The 22880-nt window shown below is 67.3% G+C and carries 16 protein-coding genes; 2 read left to right on the forward strand and 14 right to left on the reverse strand.

Translation table 11 applies throughout. The annotated features are described in order from the left end of the window. The first annotated feature begins 47 nt into the window (after positions 1-47). Entirely contained in the window at positions 48-2870 is a 2823-nt protein-coding gene (gene gcvP / locus PT015_RS05690) for an aminomethyl-transferring glycine dehydrogenase (RefSeq protein ID WP_390887999.1), read from the forward strand. On the opposite strand, the gene PT015_RS05695 is transcribed toward gcvP, so the two are convergent. From PT015_RS05695 to PT015_RS05740, 10 genes are all read right to left on the reverse strand, one after another. Next, positions 2867-4471, reverse strand: a complete 1605-nt coding sequence (locus tag PT015_RS05695) for a hypothetical protein (RefSeq protein WP_285189467.1) — start codon at positions 4469-4471, stop codon at positions 2867-2869. The genes gcvP and PT015_RS05695 overlap by 4 nt on opposite strands. Positions 4472-4764: 293 nt before the next feature. After that, positions 4765-6897 (reverse strand): substrate-binding domain-containing protein, encoded by a 2133-nt coding sequence (locus PT015_RS05700; RefSeq protein ID WP_285189470.1) that lies wholly within the window; start codon positions 6895-6897, stop codon positions 4765-4767. 74 nt (positions 6898-6971) lie between these two features. Next, the gene (locus tag PT015_RS05705) at positions 6972-9158 is read right to left on the reverse strand and encodes a malate synthase G (RefSeq protein WP_285189472.1); all 2187 of its coding nucleotides are present in this window, start codon (positions 9156-9158) and stop codon (positions 6972-6974) included. A 35-nt stretch (positions 9159-9193) separates the two neighbouring features. Continuing rightward, on the reverse strand, positions 9194-10165 hold the full coding sequence (locus PT015_RS05710) for a 3-methyladenine DNA glycosylase (protein ID WP_390887938.1): 972 nt from the start codon (positions 10163-10165) through the stop codon (positions 9194-9196). Beyond that, positions 10158-11210, reverse strand: a complete 1053-nt coding sequence (locus PT015_RS05715; protein ID WP_285189474.1) for a hemolysin family protein — start codon at positions 11208-11210, stop codon at positions 10158-10160. The genes PT015_RS05710 and PT015_RS05715 overlap by 8 nt, the downstream gene beginning before the upstream one ends. Continuing rightward, complete coding sequence (locus PT015_RS05720) at positions 11210-12574, reverse strand: hemolysin family protein (RefSeq protein WP_285189476.1); 1365 nt, start codon at positions 12572-12574, stop codon at positions 11210-11212. The genes PT015_RS05715 and PT015_RS05720 overlap by 1 nt, the downstream gene beginning before the upstream one ends. Positions 12575-12713: 139 nt before the next feature. After that, entirely contained in the window at positions 12714-14150 is a 1437-nt protein-coding gene (locus PT015_RS05725; RefSeq protein WP_285189478.1) for a GuaB1 family IMP dehydrogenase-related protein, read from the reverse strand. Between the two features lie 9 nt (positions 14151-14159). Then, a complete protein-coding gene (gene gndA / locus PT015_RS05730) occupies positions 14160-15617 on the reverse strand; it encodes an NADP-dependent phosphogluconate dehydrogenase (RefSeq protein ID WP_285189480.1) in 1458 nt (485 codons plus the stop codon). Between the two features lie 80 nt (positions 15618-15697). Next, positions 15698-16651 (reverse strand): M56 family metallopeptidase, encoded by a 954-nt coding sequence (locus PT015_RS05735; RefSeq protein WP_285189483.1) that lies wholly within the window; start codon positions 16649-16651, stop codon positions 15698-15700. 14 nt (positions 16652-16665) lie between these two features. Continuing rightward, a complete protein-coding gene (locus PT015_RS05740) occupies positions 16666-17082 on the reverse strand; it encodes a BlaI/MecI/CopY family transcriptional regulator (RefSeq protein WP_285189486.1) in 417 nt (138 codons plus the stop codon). Positions 17083-17231: 149 nt separating this feature from the next. Between PT015_RS05740 and PT015_RS05745 the strand changes: the two genes are divergently transcribed. Further along, positions 17232-18032, forward strand: coding sequence for an iron reductase (locus tag PT015_RS05745; RefSeq protein ID WP_285189488.1), 801 nt, complete (start codon positions 17232-17234; stop codon positions 18030-18032). A 99-nt stretch (positions 18033-18131) separates the two neighbouring features. On the opposite strand, the gene PT015_RS05750 is transcribed toward PT015_RS05745, so the two are convergent. The 4 genes from PT015_RS05750 to PT015_RS05765 all read right to left on the reverse strand — a co-directional run bounded on the left by PT015_RS05750 (position 18132) and on the right by PT015_RS05765 (position 22800). Continuing rightward, entirely contained in the window at positions 18132-18944 is an 813-nt protein-coding gene (locus PT015_RS05750) for a phthiotriol/phenolphthiotriol dimycocerosates methyltransferase (RefSeq protein WP_285189489.1), read from the reverse strand. 23 nt (positions 18945-18967) lie between these two features. Beyond that, positions 18968-20344 (reverse strand): cytochrome P450, encoded by a 1377-nt coding sequence (locus PT015_RS05755; protein ID WP_285189492.1) that lies wholly within the window; start codon positions 20342-20344, stop codon positions 18968-18970. Positions 20345-20584: 240 nt separating this feature from the next. After that, the gene (locus tag PT015_RS05760) at positions 20585-21430 is read right to left on the reverse strand and encodes a phthiotriol/phenolphthiotriol dimycocerosates methyltransferase (protein WP_390887939.1); all 846 of its coding nucleotides are present in this window, start codon (positions 21428-21430) and stop codon (positions 20585-20587) included. Continuing rightward, positions 21427-22800, reverse strand: a complete 1374-nt coding sequence (locus PT015_RS05765; RefSeq protein ID WP_285189495.1) for a cytochrome P450 — start codon at positions 22798-22800, stop codon at positions 21427-21429. Before PT015_RS05765 ends, PT015_RS05760 begins: the two co-directional genes overlap by 4 nt. Positions 22801-22880: the final 80 nt, after the last annotated feature.

Genomic DNA, 22880 nt, shown 5'->3' on the forward strand with positions numbered 1-22880 from the left:
CCTGCCTCTTTCGTCAGGAGTCCGCCGTGTCCGACTACACCAATCCCCTGTTCGCCGACCGGCACATCGGCCCGGACAGCACCGCTATCGCGACGATGCTCGACGTCATCGGTGTCGGTTCGCTGGATGATCTCGCCCGCCGCGCGCTGCCCGCCGGAATCCTTGACGCGCTGACCGAATCCGGCGCCGCACCCGGGCTGGACCAGCTACCGCCCGCCGCCAGCGAGGCCGAGGCGCTGGCCGAACTGCGTGCGCTGGCCGACCAGAACACCACCGCGGTGTCGATGATCGGTCAGGGCTACTACGACACCTACACACCGCCGGTGCTGCTGCGGAACATCCTGGAGAACCCGGCCTGGTACACCGCCTACACGCCGTATCAGCCGGAGATCAGCCAGGGCCGACTCGAGGCGCTGCTCAACTTCCAGACCATGGTCGCCGACCTGACTGGTCTCGAGGTGGCGAACGCGTCGATGCTCGACGAGGGCACCGCGGCCGCTGAGGCCATGACGCTGATGCACCGCGCGGTGAAGGGCAATGCGAACAAGCTGGCGGTCGACATCGACGTTTTCGCCCAGACCGCGGCGATTCTCGCCACCCGCGCCGAGCCCCTGGGAATTGAGATCCTGGCCGCCGACCTGCGCAGTGGTCTTCCGGCTCTGCCGGAAGGAGACGAGTTCTTCGGCGTGATCGCGCAGCTACCCGGCGCGAGTGGCCGGCTCACCGACTGGTCGGCGCTGATCTCCGAGGCGCACGACCGCGGGGCGTTGGTGGCCGTCGGCGCCGACCTGCTGGCGCTGACACTGGTCACGCCGCCGGGGGACATCGGTGCCGACGTCGCGTTCGGTAACACCCAAAGATTCGGTGTGCCAATGGGATTCGGCGGACCGCACGCCGGTTACCTGGTGGTGCACGAGAAGCACGCCCGCCAGTTGCCGGGCCGGCTGGTCGGAGTGTCCGTCGACGCGGACGGCTCGCCGGCGTTTCGGTTGGCGTTGCAGACCCGCGAGCAGCACATCCGCCGCGACAAGGCGACCAGCAACATCTGCACCGCGCAGGTGCTGCTGTCTGTCATGGCCGCGATGTACGCGAGCTACCACGGCGCCGACGGCCTGCGCGGCATCGCTCGGCGGGTGCACGGCCACGCCGCGGCCATCGCCGCCGCGCTCGGCGATACGTTGGTGTACGACAAGTACTTTGACACCGTGGTGGCCCACGTTCCGGGTCACGCCGACGAGGTGATCGCCGCGGCCAAGGCCCACGGCATCAACCTCTGGCGGGTGGACGACGACCACGTGTCGGTGACCTGCGACGAGGTGACCACCGACGCCCACGTCGCCGCGGTGCTGGAGGCGTTCGCTGTCTCGGCCGCCAAGGCGTCACCTGTTGAGATCGCCACGCGCACATCGGAATTCCTGACCCACCCGGCGTTCGTCAAGTACCGCACCGAGACGTCGATGATGCGCTACCTGCGCTCGCTGGCGGACAAGGATCTTGCGTTGGACCGCACCATGATTCCGCTCGGCTCGTGCACGATGAAGCTGAACGCCGCCGCCGAGATGGAGTCGATCACCTGGCCGGAGTTCGCACGTCAGCACCCGTTCGCACCGGCCTCCGACAGCGCGGGCCTGCGGCGGCTGATCGCCGACCTGGAGACCTGGCTGGTGAATCTGACCGGATACGACGCGGTCTCGTTGCAGCCCAACGCCGGATCGCAGGGCGAGTACGCGGGCCTGCTGGCCATCCACGCCTACCACGCCAGCCGTGGCGAGTCGGAGCGCAACATCTGCCTGATCCCGTCCAGCGCGCACGGCACCAACGCCGCGTCCGCCGCGCTGGCCGGCATGAAAGTCGTTGTGGTGGCGTGTCGTTCGAATGGTGACGTCGACCTCGACGATCTGCGAGCAAAGGTCAGTGAGCATGCCGACCGCCTGTCGACGCTGATGATCACCTACCCGTCGACGCACGGAGTCTACGAGCAGGACGTCGCTGACGTCTGCGCCGCCGTGCACGATGCCGGCGGTCAGGTCTACATCGACGGCGCCAACCTGAACGCACTGGTCGGCCTCGCTCGGCCCGGCAAGTTCGGCGGTGACGTCAGCCACCTGAACCTGCACAAGACCTTCTGCATCCCGCACGGCGGCGGCGGCCCCGGCGTGGGTCCGGTGGCGGCACGCTCGCACCTGGCGCCGTTCCTGCCCGGCCACCCGTATGCGCCGGAATTGCCAGGCGGCCCGACGGTTTCGGCCGCCCCCTATGGCTCGGCGTCGATCCTGCCGATCAGCTGGGCCTACATCCGGATGATGGGCGCTCCGGGTCTGCGCGCCGCCTCGCTGACCGCGATCGCCTCAGCAAACTACATCGCCCGCCGGCTCGACGAGTACTACCCGGTGCTCTACACCGGCGAGAACGGCATGGTCGCCCACGAGTGCATCCTGGACCTGCGGCCGATCACCAAGTCGACCGGCGTGACGGTCGACGATGTGGCAAAGCGGTTGGCGGACTACGGTTTCCACGCGCCGACGATGAGCTTCCCGGTCGCCGGCACGCTGATGGTCGAGCCCACCGAGAGCGAGAGCCTCGAAGAGGTGGACGCGTTCTGCGAGGCGATGATTGCGATCCGCGGCGAGATCGACAGGGTCGGCGCGGGCGAATGGACGGTGGAGGACAACCCGCTGCGCGGGGCGCCGCACACCGCCGAGTGCCTGCTGGTGGACAAGTGGGAGCATCCGTACACCCGCGAGGTCGCGGCATACCCGCTGGGCAAGGACTACCGGCCCAAGGTGTGGCCGCCGGTGCGCCGTATCGACGGCGCCTACGGCGACCGCAACCTCGTCTGCTCCTGCCCGCCGGTGGAGTCCTACGCCTAACCGCCCAGCGCGGTGAGGATCTGCTGCGGAATGGTCTCGGCCAGCTGCGTGATCAGGCCACCGAACGGGTCGATGGTGATTTGAGCCAGGTCGCCCAGCCCCAGGGCGCCGAGCAGGCCGTCCAGGGTCAGGTTGGACAGGTCGCCCAGCTGGGTCAGGTCGAGCCCCAGGCCCGACAGGTTCAGGCCGTCCAGCAGATCGCCCAGGTTCAGGCTGAGGCCGTTCAGGAAGCCGGTCAGGTCGATATTGTCCAGGTTGAACCCGCCGAGCAGGTCGTCGAGCGTCAACAAGCCGGTATCCGGCGAGAAACCCAAACCGGTGAGGATGTCGCCGATCGACAGGTTGTTTGGCAGGTCAACTCCCAGTGCTGTGAGCAGACCGCTGACGCTCTCGGTAATGGTCGGACCCTCCAACAACTGACCGATGGTGACTTGGTTCAGCGCCGCAATGAGGTCGCCGGGGTCTAACAGGTTGTCGACTGAGATCCCGAACAAACTGTTCAGGACGCCGCCGAGCGAACCTACAAGCGGGATTTGAAGGTTCCCCAACAGGTCGCCGAGAACGCTGTTCAGCGGTGCCAAGACACCGCTGAGCAAACCTGCCGGCAGTGTCGAACCAAGCCCCTGGTCCAGGAAGCTGCCGAGATTCAGGCTCTCCAACAAGTCGATCAGGGGAGTGTTGATCGGCGCGTCGAGTCCGAACGCGGCCAGGACTCCGTCAAGTCCCAGGTTGTTCAGGTCAACGTTGCCGTCCAGTCCCAGGCCACTCAACACGCTGGTCAGGTCGAAGGAGCCAAGCCCGAGCCCGCCGAGACCGAAGGCGCCCAGAAGGTCACCCAGCGTCGGGTTGCCGAGCAGCGTGCCCAGGCCGACGCCGTCGTTCAGGCCCAGGGCGTCGATCAGGCCGCCGAGGTCGAGGTTGTCGCCCAGTCCCAGCTGGCTGAGCAGGTCGCTCAGATCGACGCCGAGGACGTTCAGATTCAGGCCGCCGACACCGAGGGCGTCGAGCAGACCGCTGAGGTTGAGGTTGATACCGACGTCACCCAGCGGCGCGAGCAGCCCGCTGAATCCCGTGATGTTGACGAGGCCGTTGAGCAGGTTGATGTCGCCATCACCGTTGAGGAAGGCGTTTGCGATGACGGCCGGCGCTTCGAGCAGGGTGTTGAATGCGCCGGCCGGGTTGCTCGCCAACTGCCCGATGACATCGTTGATCGCGCCGATGCCCGCACCTTCAGCACTGATCTGGGCAAACAGCAGCGCCAGCCCCGGTGGCAGCTCGACGCTGACGGAGCCGGGCAGCGAGCCCAGGTCGGCGGAGACGGTCGGTGTCAGGTCGGTCAGCGCCTGGAAGACCCCGATTGGGTTGGTAGCCAAGGCGTTGAACACCGACGTGATGCCGGCGATGTCGGCGTTGTTGGCGATGCTTGTCAGGTTCGCCGTGGTGTCGGTGACCAGATCCGCCCAGGCGTCGACCAGTTGCACCGACCGCGTTTGGACTTCGGGCAACGGCACCACAACCGGGGTGACGGCGATGATGCTGGCGCCGACCAGGGCGACTCCGGCGGTGGCGTAGGGGCGCAGGGCGTATTGCATGACGGACATCTCCTTATCCAGACACCGCGCTGTGGTGCAGGTCACAGTGTTACGACAAGGCCGAACTCTACCTGAGCTTCGTCTGAGTAATTGGACAAAACTCCAATGTGAATCGATTCACTAAAGGACTTAGCGAACTTCCGCTGGTGAGCATCCGCGGTTGCCGCATATGCAGCGCCTACGGGCACCACGCAAAAGTCACAAGCACAGTTTGGACTCAGGCGAGGTTCGAATTTTGCCGAGTAAAATTCGAACGCTGCCCGTGACAAACCTGAACTTTGTCCGACGTGCCGGATGAGCCGTCAGCTCAGGAAATTGGTCACCGCGGTCGCCAGATCGGGCGACGCCGACGTCGACAGGTTCTGGTAGCTCCCGCCGGACAACTTGGCGACGGCCTCCCATGTCTCCCGGTCGGAGTCGGATCCAAAGTCGATGACGTTGACCGCGACTGGCCTGGCCGGGTCGGCGGCCTGCTTGATGAAGTCCTGCAAGCCCTGGCCGCCGAGGCTCTGGTCGGTGTGCGGCCCGGACGTGATCACCAACACCGAATTCGTTTGTCCGGCATGGAAATTAGCCTGTGCGCCCTGATAGATCAGTCGCAGCGTGGTGAACGACACCGCTCCACCGGACGACGCGTGCTGCCGGTCCAGCACCGCCGCCAGCTCCTCGGAGCGCGGCTTGCCGTCGACCTGATCGCCCAGTGGTCCCGCCGGCACCTCGGCGCGGCCCTCCTTGCCGTCGAAGGTCCACAGCCCGATCACGGCGTTGGGCGCCAGCGACTTGATCCGGTCGTTGAGCGCAGTGACCACGTTGCCCAACCGCGTCTTGCCGCCCTCGTCGGTGGTCATCGACTGCTCGAGCATGATGGTCGCCGCCGGCGCGCTGGCCGGGGCCGAGACGGCGTTGGCCAGCGCGGCACGCGTGCCGTCATCACCCACCGACAGCGTCGACGGCAGCGTGGGGAATCCCGTGACGTCACTCTTGGGCGTCTTGGTGCCCTCGGCGCGGAAACCGGCCTTGGCCAGTTCGGACAGCTGGTCGGGCTTGTGCATGAAGCGGGCGAACTCGCTGGCCGCGGTGGTTTCCTCCTGCGTCAGCCACGATCCGCTGAGAAGGACGGTGGGGTAGTCGGCAACGGCGGCGGCGCCCGGCGGCAGCCACGCGCTCAACGTGTTACCGGCATCAGACTGCGACTGTCCGCGGGCGAACACCTGCTGCTCGGTCGTGACCACGGCGTGCACTGGTGCGGTCGCCGCGTCGCCCGGCTTGAGCAGCGCGTTCATCGCCTCGACGAGCGAGTTGTCGGCCAGCTTCGGTTGCCCACCGATCAGCGTGCGGACCGCGCCGTTCCCGTTGGTCGGCGGCGCTCCGGGCGGAACGGATTCGGCGGCCACCGCTTCACCGGCAAGGAACGCGGCATCGCTGTTGCCGCCGAGAGGCAGCGCCAGCCGCAACGAACCCCAGTTCGCCAGCTTCAGCGCTGCCAGCGAATCGGGTTTTGTCTGCAGGTCCGGCAGCGCCGCCCACTTCTGGTCGGCCAGGGCCTTCTGGAGTTCGGGGCGCACCGCGAGCACCACCGGCGAGGTGACCAGCGACCGGCTGTCGGTCACTGTCTCCTTGCCTGCGGCGGCGGTCAGTCGGGCGGCCGACACCGAACTGCCCGGGATCCACAGCGCCGGGCGCTGACCCAGGTCGCCGGGCCACTTGCCGATGAAGCCGTCGACGACCGCGTCGGAGCCCGCGGATTTCACCCCGACCGCGACGCAATGGTCGCCGACCGGCGCCGACTGAGCGTTGAAACGTTCGGCGAGATGTTGCACCTGTTCGGCGATGGACGGATCGGCGATGACGGCGACCGGTTGCTTCTCACCGACGCATCGAGCGTTGTGCGACCGGTTGGACAGCGCGTCACCGAAGAAGCGCCACAGGATGACGACGCCGACCACCACGACGACCGAGACCAACGCGCCAATCACGCCGATGCTGACGCCGCGACGCCCGCCTTCGTTGCGGTGGCCACCGCTGAAGCCCGGCAACCCGCGGTGACCGCCGGTCGGTGGGTCCGAGGGCGGCGGGGGAGTCGGTGCGCTGGGCTCTCGGCGGGAAAAGCTTGGGAAGTCGTCCGGCGGGTCGATGTCGACGGGAGGCAGGTCGCGCTCCGGAGGCTCCGGTGGCGTGAATCCGCCGCGGTGGTCGTCCGGCTCGTCGAAGCCGAAAAAGCCTGGGCCGTCGTCGAACTCGTCAGACGATTCCGCCGGCGGCGGGCTCGGGTAGCGCGGAGCCGAGAACGAACCCGGGTAGGGCGGCTCGTCGGCGGCAAAACTCGGCGGCTCGCGGTAGCCGGCCGGGTCGCCGAAGTCTTCCGACTCGGGGAAGTCGTCCGACGGCTCGTCGATCGGCTCGTTGTCGTCGTCGGGAGCCCTGTGCCTACCCATGCCGGTCCTCTCCTGAGCGCCGGAGGTGTCCTCGACCGTCGGTCATCGAAGTGGTCCAGTTGTCCTGAACCGCGTCACCCGTGAGCGCGAGCCTTGAACTCGCGACGGCGCCGGTGCAGGATCGGCTCGGTGTAGCCACTGGGCTGTTGCGCGCCCTGCAGGATCAGCTCCTGCGCGGCCAGGAACGCGATGCTGTCATCGAAGTTGGGAGCCATCGGCAGGTACCCGGAATCACCGGCGTTCTGCTCGTCCACCAGCGGAGCCATCCGCTCCAGGCTAGCGCGGACGTCCTCTTCGGTGATGACGCCATGCCGTAGCCAGTTGGCCAGGAGTTGGCTGGAAATCCGCAGCGTGGCACGGTCTTCCATCAACGCGACGTCGTGGATGTCCGGCACCTTCGAGCAGCCGACTCCGGCGTCGATCCAGCGGACGACGTAGCCCAAGATCGACTGGCAGTTGTTGTCGACCTCTTCACGGATCTCCTCCGGGGCCCAGGCCAGCTCCTTGGCCAGCGGGACCGTCAGCAGCTCGTCGATGGTGGCGCGCTTCTTGCCCTCGAGCTCCTCCTGCACGGAACCGACGTCGACGTAGTGGTAGTGCATGGCGTGCAGGGTGGCCGCCGTCGGCGAGGGCACCCACGCGGTGGTGGCGCCGGCTTTCGGCTGGCCGATCTTCTGCTCCATCATGTCGGCCATCAGCTCGGTCATGGCCCACATGCCCTTACCGATCTGCGCCTTGCCCTTGAAGCCGGCCGCCAGGCCGGTGTCGACGTTGTTGTCCTCGTAGGCCTTGATCCACGTGGTGGTCTTCATCGCGCCCTTGCGGATCATCGGGCCGGCTTCCATCGAGGTGTGGATCTCGTCGCCGGTGCGGTCCAGGAAGCCGGTGTTGATGAACACCACCCGGTCGGCGGCGGCCTTGATACACGCCTTGAGGTTGACGGTGGTGCGGCGCTCCTCGTCCATGATGCCGACCTTCAGCGTGCCCTGCGGCAGGCCGAGGACGTCCTCGACGCGGCTGAACAGCTCGCAGGTGAACGCGACCTCGTCGGGCCCGTGCATCTTGGGCTTGACGATGTAGACCGACCCGGTGCGGCTGTTGGTCAGCGGGCCGTTGCCGTCGCCGGTCTTCAGCCCGTGGATCGCGGTCAGGCCGGTGAACAAGGCGTCCTGGATGCCCTCGAAGGTCTCGTTGCCCTCGGCGTCCACGATCGCGTCGTTGGTCATCAGGTGACCGACGTTGCGGACGAACAGCAGGCTGCGTCCGGGCAGAGTCAGCTCGCCGCCGTCGGGCGTCTGGTAGGTGCGGTCCTGGTTGAGCACCCGGTGGATGGTCTTGCCACCTTTGTCGACCTCTTCGGACAGGTCACCCCGGTTCAAGCCGAGCCAGTTGCGGTAGCCCAGCACCTTGTCGTCGGCGTCGACGGCGGCAACCGAGTCCTCGAAGTCCATGATCGTGGTGATCGCCGACTCCAGGACGACGTCTTTGATGCCGGCATTGTCGGTCTTGCCGACCGGCGACTCCGGGTCGACCAGGATCTCGAGGTGCAGGCCGTAGTTGACCAGCAGCACCGACCAGCTGGGGGAGCCGAGTTCGCCGGTGTAGCCGAGGAACTTGTCCGGGTCGGCCAAGTCGACCGAGCCGTCGGCAGTGGCGACCTTCAGGTGGCCGTCCTCGACGCTCAGGCCGGTTGCGTCGGTCCAGGAGCCGGAGGCCAGCGGAACGGCCTTGTCGAGGAACTCCCGGGCGTAGGCGATGACCTTGTCGCCACGGACCCGGTTGTAGCTGGAGCCCTTTTCGGCGCCACCGTCCTCCGAGATCACGTCGGTGCCGTACAGCGCGTCATACAGCGAGCCCCAGCGGGCGTTGGCGGCGTTCAGCGCGAAACGCGCGTTGAGCACGGGAACCACCAGCTGCGGACCCGCGGTCGTGGTGATCTCGTCGTCGACGCCCGCGGTGGTGATCGTGAAATCGGCGGGTTCGGGCTGCAGGTAACCGATTTCGGCCAGGAACTCGCGGTAGCCCTCGGGGTCGAGCGGCTCGATGACGTGCTGGCGGTGGTACTTGTCGATCTGCGCCTGCAACTGGTCGCGGCGGGCCAACAGATCCTGGTTCTTCGGCTGCAGGTCGGTGACGACCTTGTCTACACCAGCCCAGAAGCTGTCGGCGTCGATGTCGGTGCCGGGCAGAGCCTCGTTGTTGACGAAGTCGTACAGCACCTGGGCGACGCGCAGGTTCCCCACCGACACGCGATCAGTCATCATTTCCCTCCGCACTTACCTATCAAAATCACCCATCAGCCTACCGGCCAGCCGCCAGCCGATTTGCCACCGGCAACCTGCAGCAGCAGGTCACACCGCGCCAGCAGTGCTGCCCGCAATGGCTCGGCGCGAGTCGCGATCGCCTTCTGGCAACGCACATACTCGGCACGGCCCGCCGCATCCTCGACGGGAATCGGCGCGTAGCCGTAGTCGCTCAGATCGTACGGGCTGGCCCTCATGTCGACCTCACGCGCCGCCGCGGCCAGCTCCAGGCAGTCGAGCAGCAACTCGGAGTCGATCAACGGGCTGAGCTTGTAGGACCACTTGTAGAGGTCCATGTTCGCGTGCAGGCAGCCCGGTTGTTCCCAGTCCTGCTGGGTGGCGCGACTGGGCGCGCCCGCGTTACGCGGCGCGGCTTCGGGGGTGAAGAACCTGAAGGCGTCAAAGTGACTGCAGCGCAATGGTCCCGCGGTCTCGGCTTCGACGACGGTGTCGGTGCCCGCGGCGCCGAGGCGCAGCGGCACGCGATCGTGGCGAACATCACCGCTGCGGTAGACCATCGCCCACTCGTGTAGACCGAAGCAGTTCAGCTGGGCCGGCCGCCGCGCGGTCGAACGCAGTAGGCCGGCCACGAAGGTGATCGTGTCGAGCCGACTGAGCAGGAAATCGCGAGCGACCGTAACGCTGGACGCGCCGGCGGTGTAGCCGCGGCGTCCGCGGTAGCGGCGGATCGCCTCGTCACCGGCGAGCGCCACCCCGTAGCCGGGATGCCAGCAGCGCAGCTGGCGCGGTCGCAGGCTGTAGTAGCTGAACAGGAAATCCCACACCGGGTGCGGCTCACCGACCTGCGCCCGCTTCGCGTGTGGCGCTACGAAACTCTCGGCGCGCAGCGCGTGGTCGCGGGCCCGGATCGTCCACTGCTCGACACTCAACAGGACGCGTGCCTGATTGCTCGGCTCCTTCTCGGGCCGTGCCGGCCCGCGGTGGCGACGGGCTACGTCAGGCACGCCCTGTCCCGTCGCGCACGACGCCGACCAGATCACGCACCAGGTCCTCGAGGGCGACCATCGCGACCACGGCGCCGCCGTCCCCGGTGACCAGCGCCAGGTGGCTGCTGGTGCGACGCATTCGCGACAACGCTTCCGGGACACCGAGCGACTCGGGGATGCGGGGCAGCGGCCGGACCCGACCCAGGTCGATGACGGCCTGCGGGTCGTCGGCCAGCGAGAGCACGTCCTTGATGTGCAGGTAGCCGGCGAAGCCGCCGTCGACGCCGATCACCGGGAAGCGAGAGTAACCCGTTGCGGCCAAAGCCTTTTCGACGACATCGACGGTCGGCCCGGATCCGGCGGCGGCCACCGGCACCGCGTAGATGTCCGCGGCCGGCACCGCGACGTCGGCGACGGTGCGATTGCGGATCTGCAGCGCGCGGGTGAGCCGGGTGTGCTCCTCGGGATCAAGCAGCCCCTCGGACACCGATTCGGCGATCATCTCGCTCAGCTCGACTGTGGACACGGTGACGTCGAGCTCGTCGCGGGCGCGTACCCGCAGCAGCCGCAGAATGCCGTTGTTGCACCGGCTGTAGAAGTTGACCACCGGCCGGACCGCTCGGACGTAGACCAGGTAGACGGGGATCAGCAAGATCGCGGCCCGCTCCGGGCCGGCCATCGCGATGTTCTTCGGCACGATCTCGCCGAGCAGCAGGTGCAGCGTCACCACGATCGCCAGCGCCACCAGCAGCGACGTGGTGTGCAGCAGCGCGGGGGACAGGCCGAGCAGGCCGAACGGGCGTCGCAGCAGGTCGGCAACGGCGGGCTCGCCGATGCGGCCGAGCATGATCGAGGACACCGTGACGCCCAGCTGCGCGCCGGCGAACATCAGCGGTAGCTGCTCGCCGGCCCTGATCACCGTGAAGGCGCCCGAGCGGCCCTGCTCGCCGAGCGCTTCGAGGCGGTCGCGGCGCGCGGAAATCAGCGAGAACTCGGCCGCGACGAAGAAGGCGTTCGCGCCGATCAGCAGGATTGTCGCCAGCAACTCCAGGAGATCGCCCATCAGCGTCCCCGCCCGACGCCGGAGTCGGCGCGATCCGGCAGCTGGGTCAGCTCCAACAGGTCGACGCGCCGGCCGTCCATCCGGAGCACCCGGGCGCGCCACGCGGAGGCATGCGGAACACCGTCGTGCTCGTAGCCGTTGAGCTGCACCTCGTCGCCGATCACCGGGATGTGGCCAAGCTGGTGCATGACCAGCCCGCCGATCGTTTCGTACTCGCCTTCGGGGGCGTGGTAGCCGGTGGCGGCGGCCACCTCGTCGATGCGCAACAGGCCGGACACCCGCCAGCCGCTGTCGACGGCGACCACGTCCAAAGTGGCGTCGTCGTGTTCGTCACGGACGTCGCCGACGATTTCCTCGATCAGGTCCTCGACGGTCACCATGCCCGCGGTGCCGCCGTACTCGTCGACGACCATCGCGGTCTGCAGGGCGTTGGCCCGGATCTGCCCCATCAGCGCATCGCCGTCCAGTGTGGAGGGCACCGTGGCGACCGGCTGCGCGACGGCGGTGACCAGCGTCTGCGCCCGCTCGGCCGGCGGTACCCCGAAGACTTGTTTGACGTGCACGATGCCGACCGTCTCGTCGAGGTCCCCGTCGATCACCGGGAACCGCGAGAAACCGCTCTCGGTGGCCGCCTCCACCAGATCGGCTACGGTGTTATCCACCTGCAGCGCAACGATTTTCGACCGCGGGGTCATCAGCTCCTCGGCGGTCAGCTCGCCGAATTGCAGCGACCGGTCCAGCAACGCCGCGGTCGCGGGGTCCAGCGAGCCGCTGCGCGCGGACGTGCGCACCAGCGACACCAATTCCTGCGCCGAGCGGGCCGACCGCAGCTCCTCGGTCGGCTCGACGCCCAGCTTGCGCAGGATCCAGTTGGCCACCCCGTTGGTGACCCGGATGGGCAGCGTCATCAGCCAGGAGAACAGCAGCTGCATGCCAGCGACGGCGCGCGCGGTCGCCGGCGGGCGGGCCACCGCAAGGTTTTTCGGCACCAGCTCGCCGAAGATCATCGACAGCGACGTGACAACCAGCAGCGTCAGGAAGGTGATCACCGCGTCGGCGACCTGGTTGGGCACACCGAGCGCGTCCATCGCCGGGTGCGGCAGCTCGGCCACCAACGGCTCGGTGAGGTATCCGGTGATCAGCGTGGTGATCGAGATCCCGAGCTGTGCCCCGGACAGCTGAAACGACAGGCTGCGGTGGGCTCGCTGGACGTATCTGTCGCGCCGGCCACCGCGGCGGGCATTGGCCTCGACCGTGCTGCGCTCGAGCGTCGTCAGGGAAAACTCGGCGGCGACGAAGAGGGCGGTTCCGGCGGTGAGCAGCACGATCGCCAGCAAGCTCAGCAGCGTGACGAGCAGATTCATCGAGGCCACCCGCGAGAAGGAGGCTCCTCTGGGTCGGCGTCACGCACGCCGGTTGGCGCGGGTGCCTGCGGCACGGTGACCCCTTCTTAGACGTCTCCCACGGTGGGAGTGATCTCCGATGGTAGCGAAGGTGTGCCGCTTACCACCCGAATGGCAGCGGATGTCCCTCGGCGAAACCCGCAGCGGACTGAATTCCGACCACCACCCGCTCGTGCAGTTCGGCCAGCGTCGACGCCCCGACGTACGTGCAAGTGCTGCGGACCCCGGAGGTGATGTGGTCGAGCAGATCCTCCACGCCGCCGCGCGCCGGGTCCAGCGCCATCCGCGACGTCGAGATGCCCTCCTCGAACAGCGCCTTGCGGGCCCGCTCGAAGGGGCTGTCGGCAGCGGTGCGCGCGACCACCGCGCGCTTGGACGCCATGCCGTAGCTCTCCTTGTACGGCTTGTTCTCCCGGTCGCGCAGCAAGTCGCCCGGCGACTCGTAGGTGCCGGCGAACCACGACCCGATCATCACGTTGGACGCTCCCGCCGCCAGCGCCAGCGCCACGTCGCGGGGATGCCGCACGCCGCCGTCGGCCCACACGTGGGCACCGAGTTGCCTTGCCGCCGAAGCGCATTCGATGACGGCGGAAAACTGAGGTCGGCCGACGCCGGTCATCATCCGGGTTGTGCACATCGCGCCGGGCCCCACTCCAACCTTGACGATCGACGCGCCGGCATTGACCAGGTCGCGGGTGCCGTCGGCGGACACCACGTTGCCCGCGACCAGGGGCACGCCCAGATCCAGCGACGCGATCGACTTGATCGCGTCCATGGCCTTGACCTGATGGCCGTGCGCGGTGTCGACGACGACCAGGTCGACGCCGGCCTCGGCCACCGCCTGCGCCTTGGCGACCACGTCGCCGTTGATGCCGACCGCCGCCGCGACCCGTAACCGGCCGCGCGCATCGACGGCCGGCGAGTAGATGCCCGCGCGGATCGCGCCCGTCTTGGTCAGCACGCCCGCGACAGTGCCCTCGGGCGTGGTCATCACCGCGACGTCGACCGGGGCGTGCTCCAGCCGGTCGAAAACTTCGCGCGGATTTGTTCCCACCGGCGCCGTCACGAAATCGGTGATCGCAATGTCACGCACTCGAGCGAAGCGGTCGACCCCCTCGCAACACGACTCGGTCACCAGGCCGATCGGCCGGCCCTCGAATGTCACCACCGCTGCGCCGTGAGCCCGCTTGGAGATCAGCGCTAGCGCATCGGACACCGAGTCCTCGGGTTCGAGGGTCACCGGGGTGTCGACGACCAGGTCGCGGCTTTTGACGAAGTCCACCGTCTGCTGCACCGCAGTGATCGGAAGGTCTTGCGGCAGAACGACAATGCCGCCGCGACGGGCGATCGTCTCGGCCATCCGCCGACCCGCCACCGCGGTCATGTTGGCGACGACCACCGGGATGGTGGTGCCCGATCCGTCGCCGGTCGACAGGTCCACGTCGAAGCGGGACGCCACGTCCGAATGGTTCGGGACGATGAAGACGTCGTCGTACGTCAGGTCGTATGCGGGACGCTGGCCCTCCAGGAACCTCATCGCGCCCCGCTAGGCAGAGACTTCGCTGCGGTCTGCACTCCAGAGGGTGTGGAACTTCTTGCTCGGGTCCTCATCAGTCCGTCCATAGGTGTGTGCGCCGAAAAAGTCCCGCAGACCCTGGGTGAGCGCGGCAGGCAGTCGCTCGGTGCGCAGTGCGTCGTAGTAGGAGAGCGCCGAGGCGAAACCCGGGACCGGAATACCCAATTCGGTGGCGGTCACCACGACTCGTCGCCAACTGTCGACGCCCGCCTCGATCGCGTCACGGAAGTACGGCGCGGCGATCAGCGTGGGCAGGTCGGGGTTCTCGTCGAACGCGTCCTTGATGCGGTTGAGGAACTTGGCCCGGATGATGCACCCGCCCCGCCAGATGGTGGCCATGTCGCCCGGGGTGATGCCCCAGTCGTATTCGGCGCTGCCGGCCTGAATCTGATTGAATCCCTGCGCGTAGGCGATGATCTTCGAGGCGTACAGCGCCTTACTCACGTCGTCAGTGAATTGCTTTGCGTCGCTTGGCTTTTGGCCGAGCTTGCCGGATGCCAACTCGGTGGTGGCCTTGCGTTGGGCAACCGAACCGGACAGCGCACGGGCGAACACCGCCTCGGCGATACCGGTTACCGGCACCCCGAGGTCGAGGGCCGACTTCACCGTCCAGCGGCCGGTGCCCTTCTGCTCGGCCTCGTCGACGATGACATCGACCAGTGGCTTGCCCGTCTTGGCGTCTTTCTGGCGCAGCACTTCGGCGGTGATCTCGATCAGGAAGCTGTCCAGGTCGCCCTTGTTCCATTCGGCGAACACGTCGGCGATCTCGGGTGCGGTCTTTCCGAGTGCGTCGCGAAGCAACTGGTAGGCCTCGCCGATGAGCTGCATGTCGGAGTACTCGATGCCGTTGTGCACCATCTTCACGAAGTGGCCGGCGCCGTCGGGGCCGATGTGAGTGCAGCACGGGACGCCGTCGACGTGCGCGGAGATCTCCTCCAGCAGCGGGCCCAGCGACTTGTAGGACTCGGCGGGGCCGCCGGGCATGATCGACGGGCCCTTGAGCGCGCCCTCTTCGCCGCCGGAGATGCCGGCACCGACGAAGTGCAGTCCTCGCTCCCGGATCGCCTTCTCGCGGCGGATGGTGTCGGTGTAGAGGGCATTACCGCCGTCGATGATGATGTCGCCGTCTTCCATTGCGTCAGCGAGTTCGTTGATGACGGCGTCGGTCGGCTCGCCGGCCTTGACCATGATGATCACCCGACGCGGCTTCTCCAGCGCGTCGAGGAATTCCGCGATGCTCTCGGAGCGGACGAACTTACCCTCGTCGCCGTGCTCCTTGAGCAGCGCGTCGGTCTTGGAGACCGACCGGTTGTGCAGCGCAACGGTGTAACCGTGGCTGGCGAAATTACGGGCGAGGTTCGAGCCCATCACCGCCAGGCCTGTGACGCCGATCTGCGCGGTTCCGGTCGTGGAATTCGACGAGCTCATGTATGCGCCTCTCCATTCGTGACTACATCATTGCGGGGCATCGCCCCTAGACACTGTGGCACAGCGGGATTCGTGCCCGACTAGGCGGCGGTGAACAGCCGGTGCAACTCGGTGAGCCAGGGGATGGCCAGCGCGATCGTCGGCACCACCAGGACCGCCGCGGCAGCGAGGTAGGCCGCCGTGGACACCCACACGCTGTTGCCGCTGCCGGACAGCCGTCGCACCCGCAGCACGGTGTGGGAGCCGCCGGCGGCCAGCGCGCCCATCGGCGCCCGACCCGAAGCGCACGCGACCAACGCGCGCGCCAGGGGAGCGCGACCGGCAACGCGGACCGCGGCGTCGTCGGCCAGCAACTCGGCCAGCAGTTGCACGGCGTCCAAAGCGCTTGCGCTACGGACGAATCGGGGGAATGCGGCGTGCGCTGCCGTGAACGCCTCGAGCACCAGATCGTGGCGGGCGCGCAGATGCGCACGCTCATGACTGAGTATCGCGGCGACCTCGTCTTCGGTCAGCGAGTCGAGCGCGCCCTCGCTGAGCACCACGCGACTACGCACCCCGGGCAGGCAATACGCCAGCGGCTGAGCCACTTCGAGCACGCGCAGGTCGCGGCCGCGGGTGCAGGCCCGCGCCGACAGCAGATCGGGCGACAGGCCGAGCAGGTCGACCAGCATGCGGTGATGGGCCCGCCGGCGCCGGGTGGCCACGGCGACGCGCACGACGGCGACCAACAGCCGGGCACCGATCATCAGGGTGAGCCCAAAAACCGCGACATCGAGAAGCCAGAGCGGCCAACCGAGTCGACCGATTTCGGCGGCTGGGCTGGCGGTGGGGCGCCCGTCAGCGCCCGGCACGAACAACCGGCTTGCGATGGCGATCCCGGCACTGAATGCCGACAACACCGCGGCGACAGCGATCGCCTGCCAGAGCACCATCGCGGCGCGGGGAGCGCGCAGCGGCCAGGATGCTCGCGCCAGCAGGGCCGGGATCGGGCCGACCAGAATCACCGCAAGTACGGTGAAGGCCGGCCCAGACATCGTCCCAGTGTCCCTCAGTCCTCCGGCCGAGCGCCACCAGACGGGGGTTTCCGATGGCCTGATTCCAATTCATCGAGCGCGCGCCGCAGCGCATCCGCCTCCTCGACGCCGACGCGTTCGACGAAGTGCACGAGAGCGGCGTGCCGGCTGCCCGTGTCGGCGGCCTGGTCGAGCGCATCGACCATCAGTCCGGCGACCAGTTCGTCGCGGCCGTGCACGGGCGCGTACTGGTGGGCGCGGTCGTCGCGAATCTGCGAGACGAGATTTTTCTTGGCCAACCGCTGAAGCACGGTCATGACGGTCGTATAGGCCAGATCGCGCTGCTCAGAGAGCGCTTCGTGGACCTGTCGGACGGTCTGCGGATGAGGAGTCGACCAGAGGTGGTCCATCACCGCGCGCTCGAGATCCCCGAGCCGCGTCAGCTTAGCCATGTGTGCTCATCTCCTTGGCAATGCCGTCAGCGTACCCGCGCTTACTACCGGCCGTCGTACCTCGCCCCCGTATGCGGCGGCCCGGTGAGGGGTCCCACTGATTCAAACTCCGTCATATGGTTAGGCTAACCTTACAACAGGAGGTGACCGTGACGATAACGATCGACGACCCACTGATCGCGGCGATGTCCATTGACCGCTTGCTGCCGCTGCACGACTCCAGCCGACGGCTTCGCGAGCTTTATCCGCAGTGTCCGCGCGTCTACGGGGTCGCGGTGCTGGGCGACGTCTCAGTGCGCCGCTGGTGGCCGCTGACGTCCGCGCTGAGCACCGATCGCCTGAAGACGATGTTCGACGCGGCGGCGATCGACATGGATCGGCGAAGCGCCGCAAGGCAATTGGCGGCAACGCTGGTGCACACCGTGATCGGCCGGGTGGTCGCACTGGTGGTGCTGGAGGCCCGGGCGTGGGACACCGGCTTGGAGAACCTGTGGGTACACGTTGACTCCGACGGCGTCATCGACTGGGCCGGGGTCGTCGACCCCACGGTTCGCGTCCTGCCCGATGACCCGTGCGCCGCCGCCGGCCTGGGCGGCGGCGTGGTCCGTCTACCGAGCGAGGCAGCGCTGACGACATGGGTCGCCCACCGCTGCCATCGCACCTTGGAACCGCTGTTCGCCCGGCTGCACACGGTCAGTGGCGGAGCCCTGTCAGTCGCCGCGATGTGGCACATCGTCGGATCAATGGTGGTCGCATCGGCAACCCAGGTGCCGCAGCTGGCCGGCGCCGACGAGCTTGCCGCGATGCGTCGCGGTCAGGCGGTGCTCGACGCGCTTGTGGGGTTCGGCCTCCCGGTGCGCGGCCTGTCCGCGGCGCGGACACGCGCGAGGGGAAGCTCTTGCGAAATTAGGGCAGCCTTGCCTATGCTTCTGGCATCGAGCAATGAATGACCGCGCCGGTGTCCTGAGGGCTGCAGTGACCCCCGGTCTCTCGATACAGCGAGCCCCGTGCGTTACGCACGGGGCTCGCTGCTTTGTCCGGGTTGGGCGTCAGTCTTTGATGAAGTGGTACATCCGGTAGGACGCCTTACCTGCCTGCATCTGTCGGTATGCCAGGGTTCCGGGTGCGCCGGCGAACATTTTGCCGAAGCCCTGCAGGAACTTCGGGATGTGACGAGTGTTCAGGTCCAGGAACACCTCGGCGCTCTTGTCCCGCGCGCGCAACACGTCCTTGCTGATGTCACGCTTCGAGGCCATCTTCATCGGCATCGCGGCCAGCGCCGCGTCCCAGTCGTCGTACTCCAGGTAGCCGCGGAAGTCGGCGTAGAGGAAGTCGCCGCCCGGGCGCAGCACCCGCGCCACCTCGGGGAGGAACCGGTCGAAGTGTGGATAGGTGTGCGAGGCCTCGATGTTGACGATGGCGTCGAAAGAGTTGTCGGCGAACGGCATCGCCTCGGCGTTGCCCTCCACGAAGTCCAGCCCCGGCAGGTTGTGGCGCTTCTTGGCGAACGCGACGCCCTCGGGGTTGAAGTCGAGGCCGGTGTAGGAGCCCGGGGAGAAGGTCCGGGTCAGGTACGCAGCGCCACCCCCGTGGCCGCTGCTAATCTCCAGCACCTTCTTGCCGCCGAGGTCGGCCTGGGCGGCCGTGCGGTGGTAGAGCTGGATGGAGTAGCGGTTGGGCTCATCCTCGGGCGCCAGCGACAGTCCCAGCGGCGGCTCTTCCTCGTAGCCCCAGTTGAGGAAGACGATGTCGTCGCTTTCCCACCGCCGGGTGATCAACGGGTACCAGTACTTGTTCATGGCCAGCTTGAGCCACGGCAGAGGGTCGATGGGCTTGAGGTAGCGCTGGAGGGTGCTTGTCACAGCGGCGAGTATGCCAGGCTTTATTACGTGTTGCTGTGATCGGTCATCAGCGCCGAGTCGGCGTCTTGTGCGGCCTTTGCGGATCGCCGGTGGACCGTCGCGCGTGCACCCTGTGCCGGCTGGTAGGCGATCCCGCGCCAGTGTGCGCGCTCGTCTGGCGCATCGGTTGGCGTGAAACGGAATTCGCGCAACAAGATGCGCAGCGTGATGTCCATTTCCATGGTGGCCAGCGACGCACCGACGCACCGGTTGACCCCGCCGCCGAACGGCATCCACCCTCGCGGCTTGGCGGCACTGCCGAGGAATCGGTCCGGGTTGAACGACATCGCGTCGTCGAAGACGTCGTCGGAGTCGTGGACCAGGGCGAGGCTCAGTACCAGTCGGGTGTCCTTGGGCACCACCCACTCGCCCAGGCGCAGGCGGGCCTTGGTGCACCGCACGGTGGAGTCGAGGACGGTCCGGGTGCGCTGGACTTCCGAGATCGTGGCCTGGCGCAGTTCGGATCCGCCGGCGTCGACTTCTTCGGTCAGCCGCGTCAGCAACTCCGGATGACGGATCAGCCGTTCGACCGTCCAACCCAGCGATCCTGCGGTGGTCTCGTGACCGGACACCAGCAGGGTGAGCATCTCGTCGGAGATGCGCTGGTCGCTGATCGGCTCGCCGTTTTCGTAACGCGCCCGCACCAGCAGCGCCAACACATCGGCGCGCTCGTCCAGCGCGGGATCGACCCGCGCGGCGGCGATCAGCGCATCGATCGCGGCGTCGAACCGGCGGCGGTACCGCATGTAGCGCCCGCCGAGACTCCACGAACCCAGATCGCGGCGTAGGAAGGACGGCAGGGTCAGGTAGACACCGACGATCTCAGCCATGGGCGGGATCAAGTCGTACAGCTCGTCGAGTGTGTCGCCCTCGGCGCCGAACACGGCACGCAGGATCGCGCCAAGTGTCATCGTCGTCATCGACGGCAACGTCTCGAATTCCTGCCCCTCGGGCCAGCCCTCGATCTCGCGCAGCACCTCTTCTTCAATGATCGGCTCGTAGCTGCGCATCCGTTTGCCGTGGAACTGCGGGAGGATGAGCTTGCGCCGCTCGAGGAGCTCATCGCCGGCAAGGGCGAACGTCGACCCAGGGCCGAAGCCGTCGCCGAGGCTGGCGGTTCCCGTCGTTGCGCGTTCCACCAGATCGGTGCTGGTGTTCAGCACCTCTTTGACCAGGGCGGCGTCCCTGATGACAATCGCATGGCCCAGACGCGGCATATTCACCCGGAAAACCGGGCCAAGGCGGCGACTGAGAGCGCCGTACATGTGGTGGTAGTCGCGCAGGAACCACAGGCCCTGAACAGGTTTCGGGAGTCGCGTGCCCGGCGGTAAGCGCACCGGGTCGGTTGTCACCGTCAGCATGTCGTCCACTCCCCGTTTCGCTGCTGCCAAGGTATCCGCGCCGGCACCTCACAGTACCGGCCGCGGTCATTTGCCGCGTTGCATTGTTTCAGCCTTGAAACCCAGGTACCTGGACGCGGTGAGGTGGATCCGCTGGCCAACAAGACACCCCTGCGTGGCGGAGGTCATCGACGTCCGGCAATACCTCGGCCGACCCTACAGCCGCATTCGGCCAAGGGTCGGAAAGGGGTGATGACGGGGTCAGTCCTTGATGAAGTGGTGCAGCCGATAGGACAGCCGGCCTCGTTGCAGTTCTTTGTACATCAACGTGTCCGGCGCGCCGGCGAAAAGTCGCCCGAAGGGCTGCAAGACGAGAGGCAGCCGCTTGTTGATCAATTCGACGTGGCGTGCCGCGTTGTTGTCGAGCCCGCGCAGAACGTCGGCATTGATCTCGCGCCTGGCCGCCATCCGTAACGGCAGGGCCGCCAGGGCGGCATCCCACTCGTCGTATTCGAGGAAGCCGCGGAAGTCGACATAAAGGAAGTGGCCCCCAGGGCGCAGGACCCGCACGACCTCGTCGAGGAACCGCTCGAAGTGCGGGTAGGCGTGCGAGGCCTCGACGTTGAGCACTACGTCGAAGGACTCGGACGGGAAGGGCAGGGCCTCGGCATCGCCGTGCACGAAGTCCAGCCCAGGCAGGGAATGCCGCCGCTTCGCGAAATCCACTCCGTGCGGATTGAAGTCGAGCCCGGTGTAGGAGGCAGGCCGCAGCGTCGTCATCACGTAGGCTGCGCCGCCGCCGTGGCCGCAGCTGGGCTCCAGTACCGTCTTGCCGGCAAGGTCGATCTGCGTCGCCGTGCGGTGGTAGAGCTGGATGCCGTACCGGTTCTTCTCGTCGTCGAGGGACAGCGGCAGGCCCATCGGCGGGTCTTCCTCGTAGCCCCAGTTGAGGAACACGACGTCGTCCTGGTCCCATCGCCGCGTGACAAAGGGATACCAGTACTTGTTGATCGCCTTTTTGAACCACGCGTAACTGCCGAGGGGTTTGATGTACCGCCGGCGGCTGCCTGTCGCCACAGGATTCATGTCGATGCCCTGGTTCGTCATCGGAGGCCCGCCGCGGTCAGCGTGCCAACACTTGTCGGTGCGCTGGCACCTCGCCGATAGACCATTGCTCGACCTCCTCGCGACGGCACGGTCGCCACACCGCGCCACCTGGCTTTCTCACCGGGGGCGTCGGTCGTGACGAAGCGGAATTCACGCAGCAACATGCGCAGGACTACATCCAGTTCCATGTTGGCGAATGCCGCGCCGACACAGCGATTGACGCCGCCACCGAAGGGGATCCAGGCGGCCGGTTTGGGTGCCCCGCCCAGGAAACGGTGGGGGTTGAACGACTGCGCGTCGGCGAAGTCGTTTTCAGACTCGTGCGCGAGCTTGATGCTGACGATGATGTTCGTCCCCGCTGGAAGGACCCACTCGCCCAACCGGATTCGAGTCTTGGTCCGTCGCGTGGTGCCGTCGAGCACGGGCCGGGTGCGCTGCACCTCCCAGATGGTGGCCTGCCGCAACTCCGACCCACCCGCGTCGGCCTCCTCGGTCAATTCGGCAAGCAGAGCCGGGTGGCGGCTCAGCCGCTCCAGCGTCCACGCCAGGGAGGCGGCGGTGGTCTCGTGACCGGACCCCAGCAGAGTCAGCAGCTCGTCGGCGACGTGCTCGTCCGAGATGCCCTCGCCATTGTCGTAGCGAGCCTGTAGAAGCAGCGCCAAGACGTCGGTGCGCTGCTCGAGCGCGGAATCGGCGCGCGCCTCGGCGATCAACGAGGCGATGATCGCGTCGAACCGCCGGCGCTCTCGCACGAACCGGCCCCACGGACTCCACGGGCCGAGGTCTTGTTGAACCATCGGCGGGCAGGCGGCGAGCATGGAGCCGAGCGTGATCAGCGGCGGCACCATTTCGCGCAGTTCTTCCAATGCGGGTCCACCGGCGCCGAACACGGCACGCAGGATCGCACCGAGCGTGATCCTGAGCATGGGTTCGATCGTCGCGAACTCGCGGCCTTGCTGCCAGTTGCCGATCTCACGCCGCACTTCGTCTTCGATGATGCGTTCGTAGCCGCGCATCCGCGTGCCGCGAAACGGCGGAGTCAACAACTTGCGGCGCTCGCGATGCGCGTCGCCGGCCAGGCTGAAGGTCGAGCCGGGCCCGAACACCGCGCCGATCGCGCCGGCGCCCGACGGCGCGCGTTCGACCAGGTCAGAACCGGTGGAAAGGAGATCTTTCGCCAACACCGGATCGCAGACGACGACCGCGTCGTTATTGTGCGGCAGATTCACTCGCACAACTGCGCTGCCGTAACGTCTAGCGAGACCGGCAAACATTGCGTGGCTCGAGGTCAAGAAGGCTGCGGTTTGGATCAGCTTCGGAATTCGCGGACGCGGCGGGAGCCGCACCGGGTCGGACGTCGCCGTCGCCATGTCGAGCCTTCCCACAGTATGTCCAGAGAGTCTTTCCATTCGAAAAGAATGTTACAGCTCTCTCAACAAACTATGCAACA

This window comes from Candidatus Mycobacterium wuenschmannii (genome assembly GCF_030252325.1).
GTDB classification, from domain to species: domain Bacteria; phylum Actinomycetota; class Actinomycetes; order Mycobacteriales; family Mycobacteriaceae; genus Mycobacterium; species Mycobacterium wuenschmannii.

What these genes read in the sequence shown, in the direction of transcription:
- PT015_RS05715 (WP_285189474.1), bottom strand. Translation starts at nt 11,210, where the DNA reads ATGGGCGATCTCCTGGAGTTGCTGGCGACAATCCTGCTGATCGGCGCG.
- PT015_RS05735 (WP_285189483.1), bottom strand. Translation starts at nt 16,651, where the DNA reads ATGTCTGGGCCGGCCTTCACCGTACTTGCGGTGATTCTGGTCGGCCCG.
- PT015_RS05695 (WP_285189467.1), bottom strand. Translation starts at nt 4,471, where the DNA reads ATGTCCGTCATGCAATACGCCCTGCGCCCCTACGCCACCGCCGGAGTC.
- gndA (WP_285189480.1), bottom strand. Translation starts at nt 15,617, where the DNA reads ATGAGCTCGTCGAATTCCACGACCGGAACCGCGCAGATCGGCGTCACA.
- PT015_RS05760 (WP_390887939.1), bottom strand. Translation starts at nt 21,430, where the DNA reads ATGACGAACCAGGGCATCGACATGAATCCTGTGGCGACAGGCAGCCGC.
- PT015_RS05705 (WP_285189472.1), bottom strand. Translation starts at nt 9,158, where the DNA reads ATGACTGATCGCGTGTCGGTGGGGAACCTGCGCGTCGCCCAGGTGCTG.
- PT015_RS05740 (WP_285189486.1), bottom strand. Translation starts at nt 17,082, where the DNA reads ATGGCTAAGCTGACGCGGCTCGGGGATCTCGAGCGCGCGGTGATGGAC.
- PT015_RS05700 (WP_285189470.1), bottom strand. Translation starts at nt 6,897, where the DNA reads ATGGGTAGGCACAGGGCTCCCGACGACGACAACGAGCCGATCGACGAG.
- PT015_RS05755 (WP_285189492.1), bottom strand. Translation starts at nt 20,344, where the DNA reads ATGCTGACGGTGACAACCGACCCGGTGCGCTTACCGCCGGGCACGCGA.
- PT015_RS05725 (WP_285189478.1), bottom strand. Translation starts at nt 14,150, where the DNA reads ATGAGGTTCCTGGAGGGCCAGCGTCCCGCATACGACCTGACGTACGAC.
- PT015_RS05765 (WP_285189495.1), bottom strand. Translation starts at nt 22,800, where the DNA reads ATGGCGACGGCGACGTCCGACCCGGTGCGGCTCCCGCCGCGTCCGCGA.
- PT015_RS05720 (WP_285189476.1), bottom strand. Translation starts at nt 12,574, where the DNA reads ATGAATCTGCTCGTCACGCTGCTGAGCTTGCTGGCGATCGTGCTGCTC.